General features: G+C 26.9%; 23 protein-coding genes and 1 other annotated feature. Of the genes, 7 read left to right on the top strand and 16 right to left on the bottom strand.

Annotated elements, in window-relative coordinates:
* Positions 1-249: 249 nt before the first annotated feature.
* The 3 genes from ABDZ60_RS02225 to ABDZ60_RS02215 form a co-directional block, all read right to left on the bottom strand.
* A complete protein-coding gene (locus ABDZ60_RS02225) occupies positions 250-1,344 on the bottom strand; it encodes a BMP family lipoprotein (protein ID WP_016208311.1) in 1,095 nt (364 codons plus the stop codon).
* Between the two features lie 306 nt (positions 1,345-1,650).
* Complete coding sequence (locus ABDZ60_RS02220; RefSeq protein WP_016208312.1) at positions 1,651-2,334, bottom strand: DUF554 domain-containing protein; 684 nt, start codon at positions 2,332-2,334, stop codon at positions 1,651-1,653.
* Between the two features lie 262 nt (positions 2,335-2,596).
* Entirely contained in the window at positions 2,597-3,496 is a 900-nt protein-coding gene (locus ABDZ60_RS02215) for a polysaccharide deacetylase family protein (RefSeq protein ID WP_047001870.1), read from the bottom strand.
* Between the two features lie 177 nt (positions 3,497-3,673).
* Here ABDZ60_RS02215 and ABDZ60_RS02210 point away from each other — a divergent pair, with 177 nt between their 5' ends.
* The 3 genes from ABDZ60_RS02210 to ABDZ60_RS02200 are packed head-to-tail and all read left to right on the top strand — an operon-like array spanning position 3,674 to position 5,723.
* Complete coding sequence (locus ABDZ60_RS02210; protein WP_343775528.1) at positions 3,674-4,585, top strand: DUF5685 family protein; 912 nt, start codon at positions 3,674-3,676, stop codon at positions 4,583-4,585.
* Complete coding sequence (locus tag ABDZ60_RS02205; protein WP_016208314.1) at positions 4,572-5,195, top strand: J domain-containing protein; 624 nt, start codon at positions 4,572-4,574, stop codon at positions 5,193-5,195. The genes ABDZ60_RS02210 and ABDZ60_RS02205 overlap by 14 nt, the downstream gene beginning before the upstream one ends.
* 33 nt (positions 5,196-5,228) lie before the next feature.
* A complete protein-coding gene (locus ABDZ60_RS02200; protein ID WP_047001872.1) occupies positions 5,229-5,723 on the top strand; it encodes a hypothetical protein in 495 nt (164 codons plus the stop codon).
* A 53-nt stretch (positions 5,724-5,776) separates the two neighbouring features.
* Here the strand turns inward: ABDZ60_RS02200 and ABDZ60_RS02195 are convergent, their stop codons facing one another.
* From ABDZ60_RS02195 to ABDZ60_RS02185, 3 genes are all read right to left on the bottom strand, one after another.
* Positions 5,777-5,989 (bottom strand): hypothetical protein, encoded by a 213-nt coding sequence (locus ABDZ60_RS02195; RefSeq protein ID WP_016208316.1) that lies wholly within the window; start codon positions 5,987-5,989, stop codon positions 5,777-5,779.
* A 204-nt stretch (positions 5,990-6,193) separates the two neighbouring features.
* The gene (locus ABDZ60_RS02190) at positions 6,194-6,556 is read right to left on the bottom strand and encodes a YccF domain-containing protein (RefSeq protein ID WP_016208317.1); all 363 of its coding nucleotides are present in this window, start codon (positions 6,554-6,556) and stop codon (positions 6,194-6,196) included.
* A 21-nt stretch (positions 6,557-6,577) separates the two neighbouring features.
* Positions 6,578-6,946 (bottom strand): CoA-binding protein, encoded by a 369-nt coding sequence (locus ABDZ60_RS02185; protein ID WP_016208318.1) that lies wholly within the window; start codon positions 6,944-6,946, stop codon positions 6,578-6,580.
* Between the two features lie 149 nt (positions 6,947-7,095).
* Positions 7,096-7,300 (top strand) — a binding site (T-box leader).
* Between the two features lie 53 nt (positions 7,301-7,353).
* Here ABDZ60_RS02185 and leuS point away from each other — a divergent pair.
* Positions 7,354-9,804: a leucine--tRNA ligase gene (gene leuS, locus ABDZ60_RS02180; RefSeq protein WP_343775518.1), complete on the top strand. Its 2,451-nt coding sequence runs from the start codon at positions 7,354-7,356 to the stop codon at positions 9,802-9,804.
* A 174-nt stretch (positions 9,805-9,978) separates the two neighbouring features.
* On the opposite strand, the gene ABDZ60_RS02175 is transcribed toward leuS, so the two are convergent.
* Complete coding sequence (locus ABDZ60_RS02175; protein ID WP_047001875.1) at positions 9,979-10,725, bottom strand: class I SAM-dependent methyltransferase; 747 nt, start codon at positions 10,723-10,725, stop codon at positions 9,979-9,981.
* Between the two features lie 287 nt (positions 10,726-11,012).
* Here ABDZ60_RS02175 and ABDZ60_RS02170 point away from each other — a divergent pair, with 287 nt between their 5' ends.
* Entirely contained in the window at positions 11,013-11,342 is a 330-nt protein-coding gene (locus tag ABDZ60_RS02170; protein ID WP_047001876.1) for a HesB-like protein, read from the top strand.
* A 60-nt stretch (positions 11,343-11,402) separates the two neighbouring features.
* On the opposite strand, the gene ABDZ60_RS02165 is transcribed toward ABDZ60_RS02170, so the two are convergent.
* From ABDZ60_RS02165 to ABDZ60_RS02140, 6 genes are all read right to left on the bottom strand, one after another.
* Positions 11,403-12,272 carry a methionyl aminopeptidase gene (locus ABDZ60_RS02165; RefSeq protein WP_343775512.1) on the bottom strand — a complete coding sequence of 290 codons (870 nt, stop codon included), beginning with the start codon at positions 12,270-12,272 and terminating at the stop codon, positions 11,403-11,405.
* A 230-nt stretch (positions 12,273-12,502) separates the two neighbouring features.
* Positions 12,503-13,159 (bottom strand): hypothetical protein, encoded by a 657-nt coding sequence (locus ABDZ60_RS02160; RefSeq protein WP_016208323.1) that lies wholly within the window; start codon positions 13,157-13,159, stop codon positions 12,503-12,505.
* Between the two features lie 231 nt (positions 13,160-13,390).
* A complete protein-coding gene (locus ABDZ60_RS02155) occupies positions 13,391-14,734 on the bottom strand; it encodes a vWA domain-containing protein (protein ID WP_016208324.1) in 1,344 nt (447 codons plus the stop codon).
* A gap of 12 nt (positions 14,735-14,746) precedes the next feature.
* Positions 14,747-15,832, bottom strand: coding sequence for an AAA family ATPase (locus ABDZ60_RS02150; RefSeq protein ID WP_016208325.1), 1,086 nt, complete (start codon positions 15,830-15,832; stop codon positions 14,747-14,749).
* Positions 15,833-15,853: 21 nt separating this feature from the next.
* Positions 15,854-16,627: a hypothetical protein gene (locus ABDZ60_RS02145; RefSeq protein WP_016208326.1), complete on the bottom strand. Its 774-nt coding sequence runs from the start codon at positions 16,625-16,627 to the stop codon at positions 15,854-15,856.
* 175 nt (positions 16,628-16,802) lie between these two features.
* The gene (locus ABDZ60_RS02140; RefSeq protein WP_016208327.1) at positions 16,803-17,603 is read right to left on the bottom strand and encodes a rhomboid family intramembrane serine protease; all 801 of its coding nucleotides are present in this window, start codon (positions 17,601-17,603) and stop codon (positions 16,803-16,805) included.
* Between the two features lie 190 nt (positions 17,604-17,793).
* Here ABDZ60_RS02140 and ABDZ60_RS02135 point away from each other — a divergent pair, with 190 nt between their 5' ends.
* Positions 17,794-18,606 carry an N-acetylmuramoyl-L-alanine amidase family protein gene (locus ABDZ60_RS02135; protein ID WP_016208328.1) on the top strand — a complete coding sequence of 271 codons (813 nt, stop codon included), beginning with the start codon at positions 17,794-17,796 and terminating at the stop codon, positions 18,604-18,606.
* 50 nt (positions 18,607-18,656) lie between these two features.
* Here the strand turns inward: ABDZ60_RS02135 and ABDZ60_RS02130 are convergent, their stop codons facing one another.
* The 3 genes from ABDZ60_RS02130 to ABDZ60_RS02120 all read right to left on the bottom strand — a co-directional run bounded on the left by ABDZ60_RS02130 (position 18,657) and on the right by ABDZ60_RS02120 (position 21,415).
* Positions 18,657-20,219 (bottom strand): ClC family H(+)/Cl(-) exchange transporter, encoded by a 1,563-nt coding sequence (locus tag ABDZ60_RS02130; RefSeq protein WP_343775502.1) that lies wholly within the window; start codon positions 20,217-20,219, stop codon positions 18,657-18,659.
* A 2-nt stretch (positions 20,220-20,221) separates the two neighbouring features.
* Positions 20,222-20,986: a 5'/3'-nucleotidase SurE gene (gene surE / locus ABDZ60_RS02125; protein ID WP_047000427.1), complete on the bottom strand. Its 765-nt coding sequence runs from the start codon at positions 20,984-20,986 to the stop codon at positions 20,222-20,224.
* 72 nt (positions 20,987-21,058) lie between these two features.
* Positions 21,059-21,415: an LLM class oxidoreductase gene (locus tag ABDZ60_RS02120; RefSeq protein ID WP_343775495.1), complete on the bottom strand. Its 357-nt coding sequence runs from the start codon at positions 21,413-21,415 to the stop codon at positions 21,059-21,061.
* 90 nt (positions 21,416-21,505) lie between these two features.
* Here ABDZ60_RS02120 and ABDZ60_RS02115 point away from each other — a divergent pair, with 90 nt between their 5' ends.
* A complete protein-coding gene (locus ABDZ60_RS02115; RefSeq protein ID WP_343775492.1) occupies positions 21,506-21,637 on the top strand; it encodes a hypothetical protein in 132 nt (43 codons plus the stop codon).
* Positions 21,638-21,749 lie beyond the last annotated feature (112 nt).

Genomic DNA, 21,749 nt, shown 5'->3' with positions numbered 1-21,749 from the left:
TTTTTTTAGTTGTAATGTAACATTATCGTTTGCTACAATCCCTGGAAATTCTTTTCGAATGTTAAGCATTTCCACTACATAACTCATGAGATATCCTCCCTTATTTTTTACTAATACATATTCATATTAATTTTTTATGCCTTTTTTTTGAGCATTTGTTAAATAAATCTAATTAACTCATTATACAAGAAAAAGACGGTGATACCGCCTTTTTCACTACTCTTAACAATTTATTAAATCTTATGAAAACTATTTTATTAAGTCTCCCTTTTCACCTTTAACTGTTATTTCTCCACTCTTAACCTTGTTATAAACTTCATCTACCTTCTTAGTAGTTTCTTCACTTAAGTTTGGATTTTCACTTGGAATACCAACACCATCATTTTTAGCATCAAATGTTAATGTTTGGCCACCTGGGAATTTTCCATCTAATTCATCTTTAATTATATCATAAGTAGCTACATCTATTTTCTTCATAGCTGAAGTTAATATTATAGATTTATTATCTTTATATATACCATCTGCATATTGATCAACGTCAACACCTATTATCCAAGCTTCTTTTCCAGCTGTTGCTCTAGCTTTTGCTTCATTTATAGCTCCAACTCCAACTCCACCAGCTGCTGTAAATACTGCCTTAACTCCGTTATCAAACATAGTTGCTGCTAATTGTTGTCCAGCTGCTACGTTATCAAATGATCCTTGATAAACAACATTTTCTGCTTTTATTGACATCTTTGTTCCTAAATTATCATTAGCATATTTAACACCTTGTTGGAATCCCCAGTTAAACTTTTGAACTGAAGGTATTTCCATACCACCTATGAAACCTAATTCTCCTTCTTTTAATTCAAGAGATGCTGCTACTCCAGCTAAAAATCCTGCTTCATGTTCTGCAAAAAATACTGCAACTGAATTATCAGCTACCTTTTCTACTCTATCTGCTCCAGTTTTTCCATTGTTAGGAGATCCATCGATAATTACAAATTTTGCATCTGTATATTTATCTTGAGATTGGAATATAGCTGTTTCAAACTTAAATCCAGGAGTAACTATAAATTTATATCCTGTATCATAAAGATTTACAATTTCCTTCATATAGTCAGCTTCTGTTGTTCCAGTTGGCTTTAAGTAGTTAGTTTCAACTTTTAATTCTGCTTCTGCTTTCTTTATACCTTCCCAAGTACCTTGGTTAAATGATTTATCATCAATAGTACCTGCATCAGTAACCATACCTACTTTTATACCTTTTTCTGTGCTTCCACCTTCTGACTTGTTTCCACATCCTACTAAACCTGTTACCATAAGCGCGGATAGTGCTAAAGCTATTGCTTTTTTCTTCATATTAAAATCCTCCTTAGACTTTTGTAATTTAATTATTATAAAAGGTTTATTCTGTTTAAACTTTCAAAAAAGATTATACAATATATAATTCGTAAATACAATATTTTTTATAACATAATTTTTCTTGTTACGACATATATTCACAACGAAAAACCTTTTCACTATTATTTTTCATTTTTTATTTTTATTAATATTTAATTTGAAAGATGTATTTCCGAATATTGTTTTATTTTTATGAAAATTAATTCGCGTTTTTCCTGTTAATTGTTAAATTTATATCACTTGTATTTTTATGACTCAAATCAATTATAGTGGAAAATAACTTAATATTATAGCAATTATAATGGAAGGTAATAAATTTGATACTTTTATTTTAGTTACTCCTAAAACATTTAAACCCAATCCTATAATTAGTAAACTTCCTACTGCCGTCATATTGCTTATTGCAACATCATTTAATATATATGATAATGTTCCAGCTGCTAAAGTTATGCTTCCCTGGTATAAAAATACACTTATCGAAGATATCATTACTCCAATCCCTAATGTAGATGAAAAGATTATCGAACTTATTCCATCTAAAATAGATTTAGCGAAAAGTGTATTATGATTATGGTTTAAACCACTTTCTATAGAACCTACTATTGCCATTGCACCTATACAAAATAATAGTGTTGAGGTAACAAATCCTTCTGAAATAGATACATTATCCTTTTTATTATTGATCCTTTTTTCTATTCTTTTCCCTAAATTTTCGAGTTTTAAATCTATATCTATAATCTCTCCAAATAAACCGCCTATAGCTATAGAAATTATCATTACGATTGTATTATTTCCTTTTAATGCTCCAGATATACCTATATAAATAACGCACAAAGCTAGTCCATTCATTATAGTACTACTTAATTTTTCGTTAACCTTACCTTTTATAAAAAGTCCAATTAAAGAGCCTAAAATAATCATTAAACTGTTTACTATAGTTCCTAACACGTTTTTTCCTCCTAAGTTTTATTTTGCGAAGCAAAATAGTTAAAGGTGAAAAGGTGAAGGAGAAAATCCTTACAGGATTTAAAAAAAGATATGTTCATCTACTTCAGGCAAGCTTCTGTAGACGGGCTTCATATTAAGTCTAGTTATTGTTACACTCAACTTCACTAAGTATTCGTCAAATGAACATCTATATATTTCAAGTTTTGCATGGCAAAACATCCTCAACTTTTCACTCTTTCACTCTTAACTTTTCACTTATAAATTAATTTAAAAAATCAATAAATATACTTTTAAATGTTTCTATATCCATAGGTGATATTCTTACTCTTTTTAATGAGTACAAGCCATCTTGAAGGCTAGAAATTCCACTCTCTGTTGTCACTGCAGCTTTAATTCCTAGTTCTTTTTCCACTTCTATTGTTTCTTCATCATATCTTCCAACAGGATAGCAAACAAATTTACTATCTACTCCGACTTTTTCTTTTAAAGCCTTTATACCTTCTTCTATTATTAGAATTTTATCTTCCCTAGGAATACTCGTAAATTCTATATGCCTAGATGTATGATTTTCTATTCCCATTCCGTTATTCTTCATTTCTTTCAACATATTTGAATTCATATACCAGCTATCAATATCTGTTTGGTCTGTTATTATAAAGAAGGTAGCTTTCATATTATATTTTTTTAATATTTTATAAGCATCTGAATAATTATCTGAATATCCATCATCAAAAGTTATTGCTACTGGCTTTTCCGGAACTTTACCAGTACTATACGCATTAATAACATCGTCTAAAAGCATTGGAGTAAAACCAGCTTCATTAAGCCATTTAATTTGTTCTTCAAATTGCCCTACTGGAACTAATAAGCGATTATTTGGATCACTGTCTGATATAGAGTGATACATAAGTATAGGTATCTTTACATCATTAATATTTAACGTTAAATAATTAGTTTTATCTTCTTTATTATTTTCCTTTATTTCTTCATTTTGTTCTTTTTCGGGTTCATCTTCTTTATTTATTTCACTTACTTGATTATCTTTTTCACCTTGGGCTTCTTTGCTAGATCTTTCAAAATAGTTTTCTATTATGTATTTTCCCCCAAAAATAATTACTAAAACTATTATTAAAGCACTTATTATTTTAAATATATTTTTCATTTATTTCTCCCCTTTTTTAATTATATTTCGACTATATATTTCTAGGAATATTTTGTCAACCACCTATCTAATTATTTATTTTTTTTTAATATTTTCTTATTTTTCTTTAAGTCATTGTTAATCATATCGTATTTTTGTATAATTAATCTAAACTAATTATGAAGGAGTGTTTTTAAATTGTTTGGATATGTGACTCCTCTTAAAGCAGAACTTAAGATTAAGGACTTTACAAAATTCAGAAGTTATTATTGTGGTCTATGTTTTCAACTTAAAAATAGTGCTGGAAACATACCTAGAATGGTATTAAATTATGATATGACATTTTTGGGAATACTACTTGACTCTTTATCACCTAAAGAGCCTGATATAGAAATTAGACGTTGCATGGCTCATCCTACTGATAAAAAACCTGTAATTATAAATAATGCTGCACTAAATTATGCTGCTGCAATGAATTTAACTCTTTACTATTTAAAATTAAAAGATGATATTCAAGATGATAATAGTTTAAAAAGTAAATTTTTAGAAAGAATATTATATCCTTATCAAAAAAAATTGGATAAATCTATATCAAATATTAGATCCATAATTAAAGATAATCTTAGAGTATTGACAAATTTAGAAAAAAATAAAGATTTTGAATCAATAGATGTAATTTCTCACCCTTTTAGCGATATTGTGGGAAATATATTCAAGGAATATCCTGGAGATCTTATAAGTGATGGTCCTGATTTGAGAAATAAATTGTATAACTTTGGGTACACCTTAGGAAAATGGATTTATCTTATGGATGCATTCGATGATTTAAAAGATGATATAGATAATAATAAATTTAATCCAATAAATTATTTATTCAATAAATCTAACGAGTCTTATTACGATCTAATTATACTAATACAAGAAAGGTTAGAGTTTACAATTTTAAATTGCTCTTATAATTGTAAAGATATACTTTCTAAATTACCTTTAAAAAGAAATGAAGATATACTTAGAAACATTTTAGAATTAGGTATGATGGATAAGTATATAGGAATATTAAATAATACTAGAGAAGATAAAAGGAGTGACAACTTAAATGAATCCATATGAAGTTTTAGGTTTAAAACCTGGCGCAACTCAAGAAGAAATAAAAAAAGCTTATAGAAATTTAATAAAACAATACCATCCTGATCAATATGGCGATAACCCATTAAAAGATTTAGCAGAAGAGAAAATGAGAGAAATAAATGCTGCTTATGATACATTAACTAAAAATCAGAATACTTCTAATAACTATTCAAGTAACACTAACTCATCATACAATAATTCTTCTTATAGTAATTCCTCTGATAGCAGTTATATGTTTTCAGAAATAAGAAGACTTATCCAAAGCGGAAATTACGCTGAGGCTGAAAATAAATTAAATAGCACTCCAAACAGAAATGCTGAATGGAACTTTTTATACGGAGTATTACTAACTAATAAAGGGTGGTTCGATGCAGGTCTTAAACATATTCAGACCGCTGTAAACATGGATCCTAATAACTTTGAATATAGACAAACTCTAAATTCTCTTAATCAAAGAACTTCTGCTTATAGAAATAATTATTATAGAACAACTGGTAATAATAGTACCAATGCTTGTGATTGTTGTATAAATTTATGGTGTTTAGATTCAATATGCGAATGTATGGGTGGAGACCTTATAGGTTGTTGTTAATTATTAATAACTTATTTAATTGGTGGTGTTTTAATGAAAATTAGAGATATTACAGTAAGTGCTATATTAATAGCACTTACCATTATTATTTTATATTTAAATTTACTTTTACCTATAAGCACTCTTAGTATCCTTACTTTGGCATCTTTATTAGTTCCTATTGCATTAATAAAGTCTTCAATAAAAAGTGCTTTTTCAGTTTATATAATTTCTTCAATTATAGGATTTTTTATATTACCTATTAATATAATCTCACTATATGCTTCATTCTTTGGTATATATGGAATAATCAAGTATTATATTGAAAAAATAAATAAGTTTTATTTAGAAATAATATTAAAATTAATATTTTTTAACATTATTTTAGTTATCTCATTTTTTGTATTTAATTCAGTTCTTGCAATAGGAAGTATTTCTCTTCCAATTTGGTTATTCTTCCTTGTTGCTCAGCCTATATTTTTTATTTTTGACTATGCTTTAACATTATTAATTTCATTTTATATGCAAAAAATACACAATAAAATATAGTTTAAAATAGCCTAGACCTTATTAAAAAGTCTAAGCTATTTTTTTGATTTTCATTAATCTAGTATTGAAAATAATATTTCAACTGCCCCTTCCAGTACTTCTCCTGCTGCACTTTCAATAAATTTTTTGAACTTATTATCTTTTCTTTTAATATTTTCATTTTTTTCACTCATAATTTTTCGATCTTCTGGTGCAGAATTATAAAAATATGCTTCTTCATATGATGTTATTTCTTTAAATAAAATTTTATTCTCATCATTTTTCAAAATAATGCTCCCCCAACTTTTTTTAATTCACAGTTTACAGTTCGCAGTTCACAGTTTTTTTCATTCCTTCATTATTTTTTTCATTCTTAATTTTTAATTATAGTTTACACTTATTACCTGATACCTGATACCTATTCTCTGTTAACTAAAAAATGAAACCAACTGTAAACTGAAAAATGCTTCGCATTTTATTAGATTATATATCTATACAACTTCTGTTCCAAATGGCATTAATGATAACTTAGCTAATTTTAGAGATTGCTTTGCAAAAGGTATTCCTATTATTGTAATGCATAATAATAAAGCACTTATCAAATTTGCTAAACATAATTCAAAACCACCAAAAATTATCCATAGGATATTTAATATCAAATTAAATCCACTATCATTTTTATTAATAACTTCTTTTCCAAAAGGTGCAAATTGTAGTTTAGCCATTTTAAAACATTGAAGTCCTATTGGAATTCCAACTATTGTTATGCACCATAAAAGTCCAAATACAATCCATCCTAGAGCATTAATAAACCCTCCACATATAATCCAAACTAAATTTCCTAAACAAGACATTACTAATCCCCCTATTATTTATTAAATATTATTTAGTTGTATTAACGCACAGTTTTCTATGGCATTAATAGAATTTTCTTTACAATAAGTTAAAATTTCATTGCTTTCAGCTCCTGGCTGTATTAAAACATTCTTTATTCCTAGTTCATTAGCTTCTTTTAAGTATTCTATTCCAAGCTTTGCATTTATACATAAATCAATAGCATCAATAGTATATGGTACATCTTTTAAATTAGTATAGATATTTTCTCCACCTTTTGGATGAACTCCACTTACTTTATATCCCTTTAATTTAAACTTATTTAAAATCTTATTTGCATATTTAGCTTCATTAGATACATCTCCAATAACTACCCAATTTTTAAGCTTTATCAAATTTTCTATATTCATATCTTACCTCCTTATAAAATCTTTATATGATTACTATATCCAATTAAAAATATTTCATCAACAACTTTACTAATATATCTTATTACTTTTTTCTAATTGTTGACTTATATTATAATAAAATATATAATTGAGTATATTAAAATTATATATTTACTGCATTGATTAGGAGTAGTATTATACTGTTATACTTAAGAGAGCTGTTGTTTGGTGCAAAACAGTGTTTAACTTATAAGAACTTGCCTATGAGCTTACTTGTCAAAAGCAAGTACGGAAAACCCGTTATAGATTTGAGTGAGAAAAAATATTATTTTTTCTAATAAGAGTGGTACCGCGAATATGTCCTTCGTCTCTTAATTGAGATGAAGGGCTTTTTTATATTATTTTTTACTTTTAAAGGAGGAATTATTGTGGCTAATTATGGAACTGCCATCGATAAAAAATGGCAAGATAAATGGGAAGAAACAAATCTTTATAAATTTGACCCAAACAAGGAAGGGGAAAAGCTTTATGTTTTAGAAATGTTCTCTTACCCTTCAGGCAGCCAATTACATGCTGGACACTGGTTTAACTATGGTCCTGTTGATTCATGGGCTAGAATGAAAAGAATGCAAGGATACAACGTATTTCAACCAATGGGATTTGATGCATTTGGTCTTCCTGCAGAAAACTTTGCAATAAAGACAGGGATCCATCCAAAGGATTCAACTGATAAAAATATAGAAACTATGGAAAAACAATTAAGAGCTATGGGCGCTATGTTTAACTGGGATAACGAGGTTATAACATGTAACCCTGACTACTATAAATGGACACAATGGGTATTCTTAAAACTATACGAAAAAGGATTAGCTTACAGAAAAAAAGCTCCTGTAAATTGGTGTCCATCTTGTAATACAGTTTTAGCTAATGAGCAAGTTCATGATGGTGCTTGTGAAAGATGTTCAACTGAAGTAACAAAAAAAGATTTAACTCAATGGTTCTTAAAAATAACTGATTATGCTGATGAACTATTAGAAAAATTAGATACTTTAGATTGGCCTGAAAAAACTGTTGCTATGCAAAAACACTGGATTGGTAAATCTACTGGTGCAGAAGTTACATTTAAAGTTAAAGATTCAGATATTAAATTTGATGTATTCACTACTAGAGTTGATACATTAAATGGTGTAACTTATGTTGTTTTAGCTCCAGAAAATCCACTAGTTAATGAGCTTACTACAGAAGAAAATAAAGATGCTGTTGAAAATTACAAAGAAGAAGCTAAAAAACAATCTGATATAGAAAGACAATCTTTATCTAGAGAAAAGACTGGCGTATTTACAGGTTCTTATGCTATAAATCCTATAAATAATAAAGAAGTTCCTATTTGGATTGGAGATTATGTATTAGCAACTTATGGAACTGGAGCTGTTATGGCTGTTCCTGCACATGATGAAAGAGATTTTGCTTTTGCTACTAAATTTAATTTACCAATAGAAAGAGTTATAACTAACAAAAAAGGGGATAATGCTGAATTACCTTATTGTGAATATGGTGTGTTAGTTAACTCTGGAGAATTCAATGGATTAACTACTGAGGAAGCTAAGGAAAAGATAGTTGAAAAATTATCTTCTATGAATCTTGGATCTGCAAAAGTTAATTATCGATTAAGAGACTGGTTAGTATCTAGACAAAGATATTGGGGTGCTCCAATACCTATGATTCATTGTGAACATTGTGGAACTGTTCCTGTACCTGAAGATCAGTTACCAGTAGAACTTCCATATAATGTTGAGTTTGCTCCAGATGGAAAATCTCCTCTTACAAAATGTGAAGAATTTATAAATGTTGCTTGTCCAAAATGCGGAAAGCCAGCTAAAAGAGAAGCTGATACTTTAGATACATTTGTATGTTCATCATTTTACTACTTAAGATATCCTGATAATAAAAATACTGAGAAGATATTTGATACTGACCTTATAAATAAGATCCTTCCAGTAGATAAGTATGTAGGTGGTCCTGAGCATGCTTGTATGCATTTATTATATGCTAGGTTCATAACTAAAGCTTTTAGAGATATGGGATACTTAAATTTTGATGAGCCATTTAAATCATTAACTCATCAAGGATTAATTTTAGGTCCTGATGGATTAAAAATGAGTAAATCAAAAGGAAATACAATTTCTCCAAATGATTATATCTCAGAATATGGCTCTGATGTGTTTAGAATGTATTTAATGTTTGGTTTTGCTTATATAGAAGGTGGAGCTTGGAGTGATGATGGACTTAAATCAGTTGCAAGATTTGTAGATAGAATTGAAAGATATCTTGATATAGCTAGAGATGCTATAGAAAAGGATGTTAATAATAAAACTTCTATTGATAAAGCTGAAAAAGAATTAAATTTCTGGATCAATAATGCAATAAAAGGTGTTACTGAAGATGCAGATAAATTACAATTTAATACAGCTATTGCAAGAATGATGGAATTTGTTAATGCATTTTCTAAATACCTACAAGAAGATGTAAAAAACTTAGAATTCTTAAAAAATACTTGTATTAATTTCTTAAAAATTCTTGCTCCTTTTGCACCTCATTTTTCTGAAGAACAATGGAGTTTATTTGGATTAGATTTTTCAATTTTTAATGAATCTTGGCCAGTATATGATCCAAAGGCATTAGTCAAAGATGAAGTTGAAATAGCTATTCAAGTTAACGGTAAAATTAAAGCTAAAATCAACGTACCTACCGACTTAGATGAAGAAGGAATTAAAGCTGCTTCTTTAGCTAATGAATCTATAGCTGATTCAACAGAAGGTAAAGCTATAGTAAAAGTTATAGTTATAAAAGGAAGACTTGTAAACATTGTTGTTAAATAAACTTACCCAATTAACAATGTACAATTAACAATTTAGGAAACAATTCAGCTTTCGCTAAATTGTAAAAATAAAAATACTGCTGAGAAAATTCCAGCAGTATTTTTTGATTTTCAGAATGCTGAAAATCCTCTTTAACTATTAACTATAAACTGTGAATTAAAAAATATACACTGATTAAGCTTCATCCAAAACAATTTTAAATTTATCTAAAACTTCACTTACAAGTTTTTCATCTAACTGATTATAATAATTCAATAAATTTGAATCTTGAAGTGCTGTAAATATTTTTTTACTAATTTCCATCCACAATTCAGGAATATATACCCAAACTATTTCTTCATATTTACAACTTAATAAAAAGTGTTCTATTCCCCAAAACAAGTACTCCTTTATATTATGCAATTTATTAAAAATTACATAATCTTCTACTACTCTTGGCGTAAGCTTATATTCATATATATCAACATAAAAAAAATCAAAATTATCTTTTTTAGCATTATATGCATCTGTATTTATAATTTTTATTTTAGAATTTTCTTTAAAATTAGAGTTATATAAGTCTATTATATCCTTTTCTTTTTCATAAACTATAACTTTGCTTATATCCTTCTTTTTAGCTAGCTCTTGCACAACATACCCTAGTCCAAGTCCAACTACTCCAACTTTCCCTTTAGCATATTTTATGAACATATATGAACTCTCTATTTCCATTGGAGAAATCTTCATCCATATATTATTAGGTCCATGTAACTCTAAAATATTTAAATTTATATTATCCTTTTTATTGTACATATACCCATTAATAAAATCTCTTTTATCTAGCGTGTTTTTTATTTCAAAACTTCCAATCTTCCCTAAAGATATTAAGTTATTATACTCTTTTATTTTCTCTAATAAATATGTTTTATCATATGGTTTCAAAATATAATACTTCCCTTCTGTATTAATTTTAGTTATGCTACATATAATACCTTGTGTAAAGTTTCAAATTTCTATAACTAAAAAAATACTTTTATAATAAATTATTTTTAATTTTGTTAACTAATATATTTTTTCTATATAATAATTATTATATTTACAATATATAGTAATGACAATAACTATTTATTAAAATTTACTATATATTGCATTAAAAAACTCTTGATATTTAATTATACTATGGTATACTAATGATATAAATTATCATTTAATAATAGAAGGTGAATAATATGGACAAAATTATAATAAGCGAAGAAGCATACAACGAATTCAAATCATTTTTAGATGAAAATGAAGTTGATAACTACAGTATAAGAATTAATTTAGCTGGATTTGGATGTAGTGGTCCTGCTTTCAATATATCTGTTGATGATGTTAAAGAAGGAGACGTTACTCAAAAAGTTAACGATATTACTTTTGTTGTAGAAGAAAAATTAGTTGATGAATTTGGCGGATTTAAATTGCTTTCAACTGAAGAAAATGAAGGAAGAGGCTTATCTCTTAAACCTGTCATTGAAACTGAAGGTGGATGTGGATCTTGCGGTGGTGGATGTCACTAGAAAAAAGAGTTGCAGTTGCAACTCTTTTTTTTATTGCTAAATAATAATTTTTATTATAAATTATTTAGCTATAATTTCTGCTCCATCTTCTGTAACTAAAACAGTATATTCCCATTGAGCTGAATATCCTCCATCTTCTGTAAATACTGTCCAATCATCATCTTCATCTACAAATACTTCATAATCACCTTGATTTATCATAGGCTCTATTGTAAACACCATTCCAGGAACTAATACCATTCCTTCTCCTTTTTTCCCATAATGAGCTACAAATGGGTCTTCATGAAACTCTAATCCAACTCCATGGCCTCCAAAAGATCTTACTACTGAAAATCCATTTACTTCTGCATGTTCTTGTATTACAGCTCCTATATCCCCTAAGAATCCCCAAGGTCTTACAGCTTCAAATCCTTTTTCTAAACATTCTTTTGCAACTCGTACAAGCTTACTATCTTCTTCCGCCACATTACCAATCATAAACATTCTTGATGCATCTGAATAATATCCGTTATATATTGTTGATACATCTACATTTACAATATCTCCATCTTGAAGTATAGTATCATTGCTTGGTATTCCATGACATACAACATCATTTATTGAGACACAAACACTTTTAGGAAATCCTCCATAATTTAATGGTGCTGGTATTGCTCCACTATTAACTGTAAAATCATGTACTATCTTATCAATTTCCTCTGTACTCATACCCATCTTAATTTTTTCTTGTACTAAATCTAATACTGCATTATTAATTTTAGCACTTTCTTTTATTCCTTCTATTTGCTCTTTATTCTTAATTAGCTTTCTAGGCGGAATATGAAATCCCTTTGCTTTCAAGCTATCTAATTTTTCATCTAATTCAATGTGGCATTTTTTATATTTCTTACCACTTCCACACCAACATTGATCATTTCTATTTAAATTCATATTAAACCTCCTTTTAAATTTTCCAAATCAAAATAATTAACAATTACATATTTACATTTCACAATATACTAAAAATTATTTCAAATATAATTTTATTCTAAAATATGAAATTTGATACTACAAGTTTGTATTATTTAATATTATTTATTAATATAACTATATCACATATTCTTATTATTGCCTTAAAAATTTCATTAAAATAAAAACACTCTATTTCTAGAGTATTAAAACTAACTTTTTATAGTAAATTCATAATTAATATAAGGATCCATAATAGAATTTATTCCATTTAAAATATCTATCCAATAATTTTTCTTAATTGTTATTATCTCCTTATCTTCTTCAGTCTTATTACTAAACTTTTCTTGATTAAATTCCTTAAAAAACTCATTTAGTTGGTTTGACATATTATTCATAGCTGAAAAGTTATTTAATGTTTCACCTTCTAAAATAATTTTATCATTTTGATTCTTCATTTCAGAATTTAAATATTCAAATAATAAGCTTTCAATTCTTGAATATACTTCATTAGGTATTTCTTTTGATATCTTAGATTTTTTGCTTATAGTAATAATTTCTTCTTTTCCATAATTTTTATAATTTGACCATAGATTAGTGAATTCATCTGACATTGAACTATAATTTTTATATAAAGCAAGTAATTCTTCATTACTTATGCTACCTGCTTTTATACTCTGATTTAATATATTCAATGCTCCTTCATTTCTATTTCTTATTTCTTCAACACTTTTATAGGTTTCTTTACCTACTAGTATTTTATATCGAGAATTCATAATTGACGTGTAAACGTTTATCAATAGACTTATAATCAATACTGCCAATATTAAAAGAATACTATTATTTTTACTTATCTTATAAGATTTCATAATGCACCCCCATATTTTTGTATTATATCATAGATTATTGACTAATACCAGTACGCTTTTAAATTGCAAATTAATTCTTCTTTCTAGCATACAATTCACAAAACATAGTTAGTTGCTAGTTTTCATTTTATAGGTAGCAGATAACAAGGAATAAATATTTAATTGTCACCTGTTACCTTATAAAAAACTGTAAACCAAAAATTATAATTCACAACTTATTACTTAACCATGTTAAAAGTATCTTCCATGTTCTTGTTGATACTCCTTAATCATCTCTAATCCTGCAGTTCCACCTTCACCCTTTTCTACCCTACCTTCTATTTTCTTTATTTCTCCATAAGGTCTTGATAAAGATAAATCTTCATCTCCTGTTAATACCCAAATTATATTCGAATTAACTGGCTTAACTTCTAATTCCTTTTCACCTACCCCATCAGTAAAATATATAAGCACATGATTTCTCATCTTATTATCTTTTATATATTTAAATACTGGTGAAAATTTAGTTGATCCTATATTAGATGTTCTTTTTTTAATATCATTCTTAGATTTCATTTCATAAACACGTCTGATTTCATTATCACATTCTATTACAGTAATTTTATTAGTTCTAGTTTTAGTTATTTCTAGTATTTCAATCATTATTTTATGCACCTCTTCTTCACTCATAGATGCACTTATATCTATGGCGACTATAATTTCTGGAATATTATTAGGAAGAGTTCCCCTTATATCTAATCTATCTGGTTGTCTTCTATTTCTTCTTGTTATAGTCTTTCTTTCTCCTGCTCTAAGCGATGGCATTAATTTTTTTAATGTTTCTTGCCATGGTATTTCTGCCTTCTCTGTATATGCATTAATAATTGCTTTTATATCTTTAGGAGCATTGCCTTTAAATGAACTTATAGCTGTTTTCTTGGTCATATCCTTTATTGCATCATAATTTAAATTACTTTCTTCCCATGCATCATGAGCCTTTGAAATATCAAGCATTTCTCCTATAGATTCACTATTATTTGATTTCATGCTCTTTAAAAATTTTGATCTTATAGCCTTTTCTATACTTTCAGCATATTCTTCAATAGATTTATCTTCTCTAAGACTCAAGTTATATTCTTTATTGATACTTTCTATCTTAAAACTATCCATTGGCAAGTTTTTTATAAACTGATTTATAGAGATATCAAGTGCTAAATTCACAGAAGTTGTTGTATATTTGTTTTTAAGATCTTTTTCTCTTTGATGATGCCCATACATTATATGGTACACCTCATGTTTAAAAAGAGCTTGCATTTCCTTTTTATTACACATTAAAAATAATATTGGATTAAAATACATCTTAAATCCTTGCATTTTAGGAACTGTTGCTAGTGGCCATGTTATATTAAACCTTATGCTTCTTTCAATTTTCACTAAAAATTGTCCAAAAAAGTTATCTTCACCATCTATCATATCAATTACAACAGACTCTACTAAAGAAAAGAAGTTTCTTTCAAAATCACTATTTAACTCTCCATGCTCCTTAATTTTTAATGCTTGCTTTAATAAATTGTTACGTTTATCATCAAATATCATATTCCTCATTCCTTATTGAAAAATATTAAAGAATGCATCTAAAAATGTATCTTCATTTAATAAATCTTTATATAATCTTTCGCTAGAATCACTTTTTATTTCTTTCATTATGCCAAGTCTTAAATCCTTTGGATAACAAATTAATAAATCTCCAAATAGTTTTCTATTATTCTCTGTATTATTTTCCTCTAGGTATCGTAAGGAATTTTTAGCTAATATATATAATCTTGAATGGCTTTCTTTTCTTATCTCTTCCTTTACTTCTATTGGTAAAATAATATATTCAAATAGATCCTTTGGTTTAATTAATTGATTTTTTATATTCTTAATATAATTTATAAAATCTGTTGCTATACTTACCCCTACATTTCCTTTAACCACATTATAGAATATATCAATTGAATAGTTATTACTATTTTTCATATATATATTATAAGCTTTAGCTACTCTTTCCCAGCTTCTTGGTGTAGCTTTTATAGATTCATTTGAATTTGGTGTATTCAAATACTCTGGAAATGTTGATAAAAATTCAATTATATTTTCATTTACGTTTCCATCCTCACTCATAGCCCATTTAATCCATTCTTTTATATCAGAATCCAGTTCAATCCATACAAATCTATCTTCTTGAGCTTTATCCATATCAACTACTTGATACTCACTATCTTCAAAACCATCATACTTATTTGAAGGATTCATAGCCGCTACTATTTTAATGGAATCATCTAATTTATATCCGTTTATTTCTCTATTTAATATTAAATTCATAAGCTCTTGTTGGACTGCATGCTCACATCTATTTAATTCATCTATAAATAATAGTACTCCATTATAGTTATAATTTATTATAGCTTCTTTCATTTCAATAAGCTTATAGTGCGTTGCATATTTAGTTCTTCCATCTTCAACTATTGGTAATCCGCCAATTTCACCTTCTTTTAGAAGATTTGCATCTATGTTTACTAAATAATAACTATTACTTTTGCATATTTTTTTTACTAAAGATGTTTTTCCTATACCAGCTTCACCTATTATTAATGGAACACTTCCTGACTCTAAAATTAATTCTATAGTACTTATAGCTTCTGAAAATTTCATATTTTATCACCTCTTGTTGTCTTATCTTGAAAGTTTATAATCCACTAATAAAATTTTAGCTTTTTTACTTCCATATTCACTTATAAAATTTATCTTATCCATCTCTAATATTTCAAGTTCTAAAAAATCTTTTATATATTTTTCATCTATAAAATCTTCTTTTATTTTATCTATTACTACATTCACCACAAAATCTACATCTATAGAATCATAAACATATTTTACAATTTTTATATTATCTCCAATTAATATTTTTAGTTCATCTAAATCAAAATTAATATAATTTATAGCCTCTTCATTTCCCTTTACTGCTTCTCTTCTAGCTTTTAAACTTGGATTATCTATAAACTTTATTGCTGCCCAATATTTTTTTATTGCTTCTAATTGTACCTTTTCTGAAGGATTTTTTATATATTTTATTGCATCGTAATCCTTAAAAACTGCTATCATCTGCATACTTTCAGTCGGATTTTCTATAAATTGTATCGCCCATCCTTTTGCCTTTATAGCTTCAAGTTTTACTTTTTCAGTTGGATCTTTTATATACTTTAAAGAATTCCATAATAATTTAACTGCTAGTATAGCATTTTCTTCGTCTAACTCTTTAATATATTCCACTGCTAATGGATTATTTTTTATTGCCTTTTCCTTCATAATACTAGTTGGATTATCTATATATCTTATTGCTAATCCATTTCTCTTAATAGCTTCAAATATTAATTCCTCACTTGGATTTTCTATATACCTAATATACAAAGGATTATCATATATTTTTTTAAAATCATTGCTTTCCATAATTGTCCTTCCTTATTCTTTCTATACTTTAAAATAATCTATAATAAAGTTAATATCTATCTTGTTATTTATTATACTATATTTAATGAATAATTACTATTATTTAATATTTATAATTATAAAAAATAAAATAAAAGGGTAAAAATATATTTCTATACTTTTACCCTTTTATTTTTTATTTATGCTCATGATCCTTTATATGATTAATACAATAGCACTTTTTTCCTGAACATTTTGAACAGTATCTAAATTCCATATTAGTATTATCTTTTTCTGTTATTCCACACACAACGCATTTATGAATAAATTCTACTTCTCTAATTTTAGATTTAAATTTTTGCTGTCTATGATAATTCATTGCACTACTTTTTGTTCCTGTAAATATACTTTTTCCAAAGAATATTAAGTAATTTACAACTGGAATTAAAGCTATTATCACTCCATTTAAAGATTTTAAAAATATAGCTGAAAGTACACTAATCCCTATCATAATCCAATTGAATATTGCAATATATTTAACCTTTAGAGGTATTATAAAAAACAATAATAGTTGAAAATTTGGATATATTTTTGCAAATGCTAAGAATAGTGAAAGGTTAACATATGAACCTGTTACTGTCTTTCCTGTTAAGAATGCTATTATTATTGAAGCTAACATACCTATTAGGTAATATGCATTAAACTTAAAGCCTCCCCATTCTTCTTCAAGACCAGACCCTGCTAGATAATAAAAATATAAGGTGAAAATTACCCAAAAAGCAGATGTACTTTCTGGTACAAAAATAAATGTTATAAGTCTCCATATTTCTCCATTTAGCACCTTGCTTGAATCCAATACTATATTATTTATTAGTTCATTATTTCCATTAATCATAGTAATAAAATATATTACTGCATTTCCTAATACTATTATAAGCATTAAATTCCTTATATAAAGATTTCCAAATTTTCTTTCTAATTTATTTAACCAATTCATAACTTCAAATTACTCCTTTTATAATTACTTTATTATATAAGTTGTTATAAATAGTTTATATCAATATACCATTATTATCAACAAAGGATATTTTTTATTTTATTTCCATTTATTTACAATTGTTCTTATGTTAAGTATAATTAATATATGATTCTTATAGATTTATTATAACTTAATGAGAGGTGTTTATATGGAACCTAAAGTTTTTGATATTGAATATAGAAGAAAATTACTTTATAAAAGAAAGAGGCGAAGACAACTCATATTTCAAATTTCTATATTTCTAAGTGTACTTTGTGTATCATTCTTTATTATACTACTGGGTAATAAGGATAATAATGTTTCTTCTGTAAACCAAAAAATAACTACATCATCTTCCTCAACTGAAGAGAAATTTATAATATGTATAGATCCTGGACACGGGGATTGGGATACTGGTGCAAAAGGAACAACTGGAGTATTTGAAAAAGATATTGTTTTAAATATATCTTTAAAATTAGGAAAATTACTTGAATCTAATGGAATGAAAGTTGTTTATACAAGAACAAATGATTCTCTTTCTTGGCTTGAAACAGCAAATGATAGCTTAAAAGAAAGAATAAAAATACCCGAGGTCTTTGATGCAGATTTATTTATATCTATTCACTGTAATAGTAATTATGATTCCCCAGATTCAAAAGGATTAGAAACTTGGTATAAACTATCTAATAATGACAGCAAAGAATTATCTAATATAATCCAACAATATTTATTAAAGTTAAATTATACAGAGGATAGAGGCTTAAAAACTTATAAAAGTAAAGATGATGCTCTTGCAGTATTAGAATTAAATTCAAGTATCTCAAGCTTAATTGAATTAGGTTTCTTGAGTAATGCCTCTGATGAAAAATATTTAAACTCTGATTTAGGGCAGAGTAATTGTGCTGAAGCTATAAATGATGCTATATTAAGCTATATTAAGAGTAATAAGGAATCTTTAATTAATAAACGAAATAGTAATTAGTAGATTGCTTAAAATTAATCTACTAATTACTATTTTTAAAAATATTTGTTTTACGCTAAAGTAAGTTCGGTAATATATTCAATTACATCTGATCTTTTATCTATATTAACTAAAACAACTATATAATCTCCACTAATTAATTTTACAGAACCTCTTGGAATTATTTCTTTATCTCCTCGTTTTATTGCTACAAGTAAACAGTCTTTAGGCCAATTTATTTCATATATATATTTGCCTTCTACTATACTCTCCATTTCAACAACAAATTCTACTATTGTTTTCTTCGCATTATTCTCCTCATCACTTACACCAACTCTTTTAAGTAGTCTTTCCAATAAAACTTCATATATAGGTTGATTTTTCAATGCCTCAGAAGTTATATAAGCTATTATTACAACTACTGATAATGAAAGAAGATGAGTAAATGATCCTGTCATTTCCATTATAAGTACTATTCCTGTTATTGGAGCCTTTACCACCGCGGCAAAATATCCTGCCATACCAAGAGCTATGAAATTTATCATAAAAGAATTATTTATACCTAAAATATCTACAGAAAAAACTCCTATTGCATTCCCTATTATTGCCCCAAGTAAAAGCATTGGAAGGAATATTCCCCCGGGCACCCCGGAGCCAAAACAAATTAATAATAATAAAAATTTTACTAAATATAATATTATTAAAAATGAAATAGCATGTTTTTCTGAATTTAAATCCATTATCAACTCATGGCCTCCGCCTAATAAAATTGGCAATGTTAAACCTATAATAGCAGTTATTATAAAAGGAATCATTATTTTTATTTCTATTGGTATTTTCGTTAACTTAGAGTATATATCTTGAAACAAGTATATTCCTTTTGAGAATATAACTCCCATGACACCAGTTATAAATCCTAAAATAATTAGTACCCAATAATATTTTAATGGCAATGCACTCATTTCATTGAAATTTAAAGCTGGCTCCATTCCTAAAAAATTTTTAGATATAAAATCAGCACTTATTGCCGCCGCCATAGCCGATAATAGAACTAATGGAGAAAAATTTCTATGAATTTCTTCTAGTGCAAATACTATTCCTGATAACGGAGAATTAAATGCGGCTGAAAGTCCTGCTGATGCTCCTGCTGTTATCAAAAATTCTTTCTTTACTGGCATCTTTTTATAAGTACTCTCTGCTATACCTTCTCCTATAGAAGCTCCAATTTGCACAGATGGACCCTCCCTACCTAAAGAGAGACCAGCTGATAGTGCTAAAACTCCTCCTGCAAATTTATATATAAGTATTCTAAACCAATTCATCTTCAATTTATTAATTACTCTTCCTTTTACTTGAGGAATTCCGCTACCTGATATCATATTTTCCCTTTTAGACATAAATCCAACTAAAATACCCACTAAAGCTAAGATAATTATTACTAAAATTGTATTTATTAAGCCTTTATTTCCCCATAAATACAAATCTAAGAAAATTGAAGAAAGTTTTTTTATAAATATTCTATTTAATACTATTATCCCACCTGTAATTAAACCTATAATAATACCTTGGATTATTAATCTAAATTTCATATTTTTTCTTTTTATTAATATATCTTTTATATTTTCTTCTTCCAAAACTAAATCACCTTATTTTCAAATATATTTTTTACTTCATCTAATATTTTAAAATTAGTAAAGTCAAAATGTAAAGGAGTCATTGTTACATAGCCTTTGGATAAAAAATATAAGTCAGAATCATTCTCTGATATATCATTTCTGGTTCCTTTTGTTATATAAACATTATCTTCATTTTCTTCAATTAAAATATAATCTGTTTTATATGTTGACTTTCCTAGTCTACATACTTTTACTCCTCTTATTTCTTCTTTACTAATATTTGGAACATTAACATTTAAAACTACATTATCTTTTAAATAATATTTTTTTGCTACATCTATTATTTTGCTTATCCAATTAGCTGCCTTAGTGTAATCCTCATCTTCTCTCTCCCAATCTACCTCCATTGATATAGCAATAGATGGTACATTATATATTGCTCCTTCTATTGCTGCCGATACCGTTCCTGAATATAAAATATCAGTTCCACAATTTAAGCCTCTATTAATACCAGAAATAACTAAGTCTATATTTTTCCCAAGTAAAGATAATCCTGCTTGAGTACAATCAGCTGGTGTTCCTACTAAACTGTATGCCTTAAAATTATCATCTATTTTTTCTTCTCTTATCTTAATGGGATTATGAATTGATATAGAATGGCTAGAAGCACTTTTTTGCTCCCTAGGTGCAACTACTATAATTTCATGTTTTTTTGATATTTCCTTTGCTAAAGTTATTATTCCTCTAGCATTTATTCCATCATCATTAGTAATTAATACTCTCATATAGTCTTCCCTCCAATTAATTTTTCTTATTTTCATAAATATAACAATAACTACTTATTATATTATTACTTTTTACTTATATATTATCATAAAATTGTAGATGATGAAAAAGAGTAATATAAGTGAAATAAATTCAACTATATTACTCTTTTTATTATTCTCTAAACACCTCGCTATTAACTTATATGAATTTATCTTAGAGTTTAAATCTCTATTTAACGTTATAAGCATAAACTCATCTGTTTTATATATTTCACTCATTTTTAGTATTTGCTCTTTTATATTATCTGGAGTACCTATTAACATCCTCTTTCTATTTCTTTTTACTATTTGTATTTCTGCATCAGAATATTTATAAGATAAAGCCGTTTCTAAAGAAGGGATCTTTTTAGATTTACCAGTTTCTACAAGAACCAAAGCTAAATCCATAATAGCTGATTGCTTATTAACTCTTTAATCTATAATTTTTTCTAATAGGGGAATTCTATTATTGATAATAATAATTTAGGAGGATTTAAAATGAAAAATAAAAATTATAATAACCTTAATAATCCATCATCATCTAATTATGATGAAAAAATTAAAAATAAAGCTAATGAAAAAACTCCATATGGAGAAAATGAACCATCTACTCGTACAACATATAAATAAAATTTAACAAATAAAAATACCGTTTATAAAATAAACGGTATTTTTATTTCAGTTTGTTGAAAAACCCCCTGTTTAAAAACAGAGGGTTTTTCTATATATTAATTGTGAATAA

The organism is Clostridium sartagoforme (assembly GCF_039521405.1).
Classification (GTDB): Bacteria; Bacillota; Clostridia; order Clostridiales; family Clostridiaceae; genus Clostridium; species Clostridium sartagoforme.
This window is presented reverse-complemented; position numbering and strand designations above follow the sequence as displayed.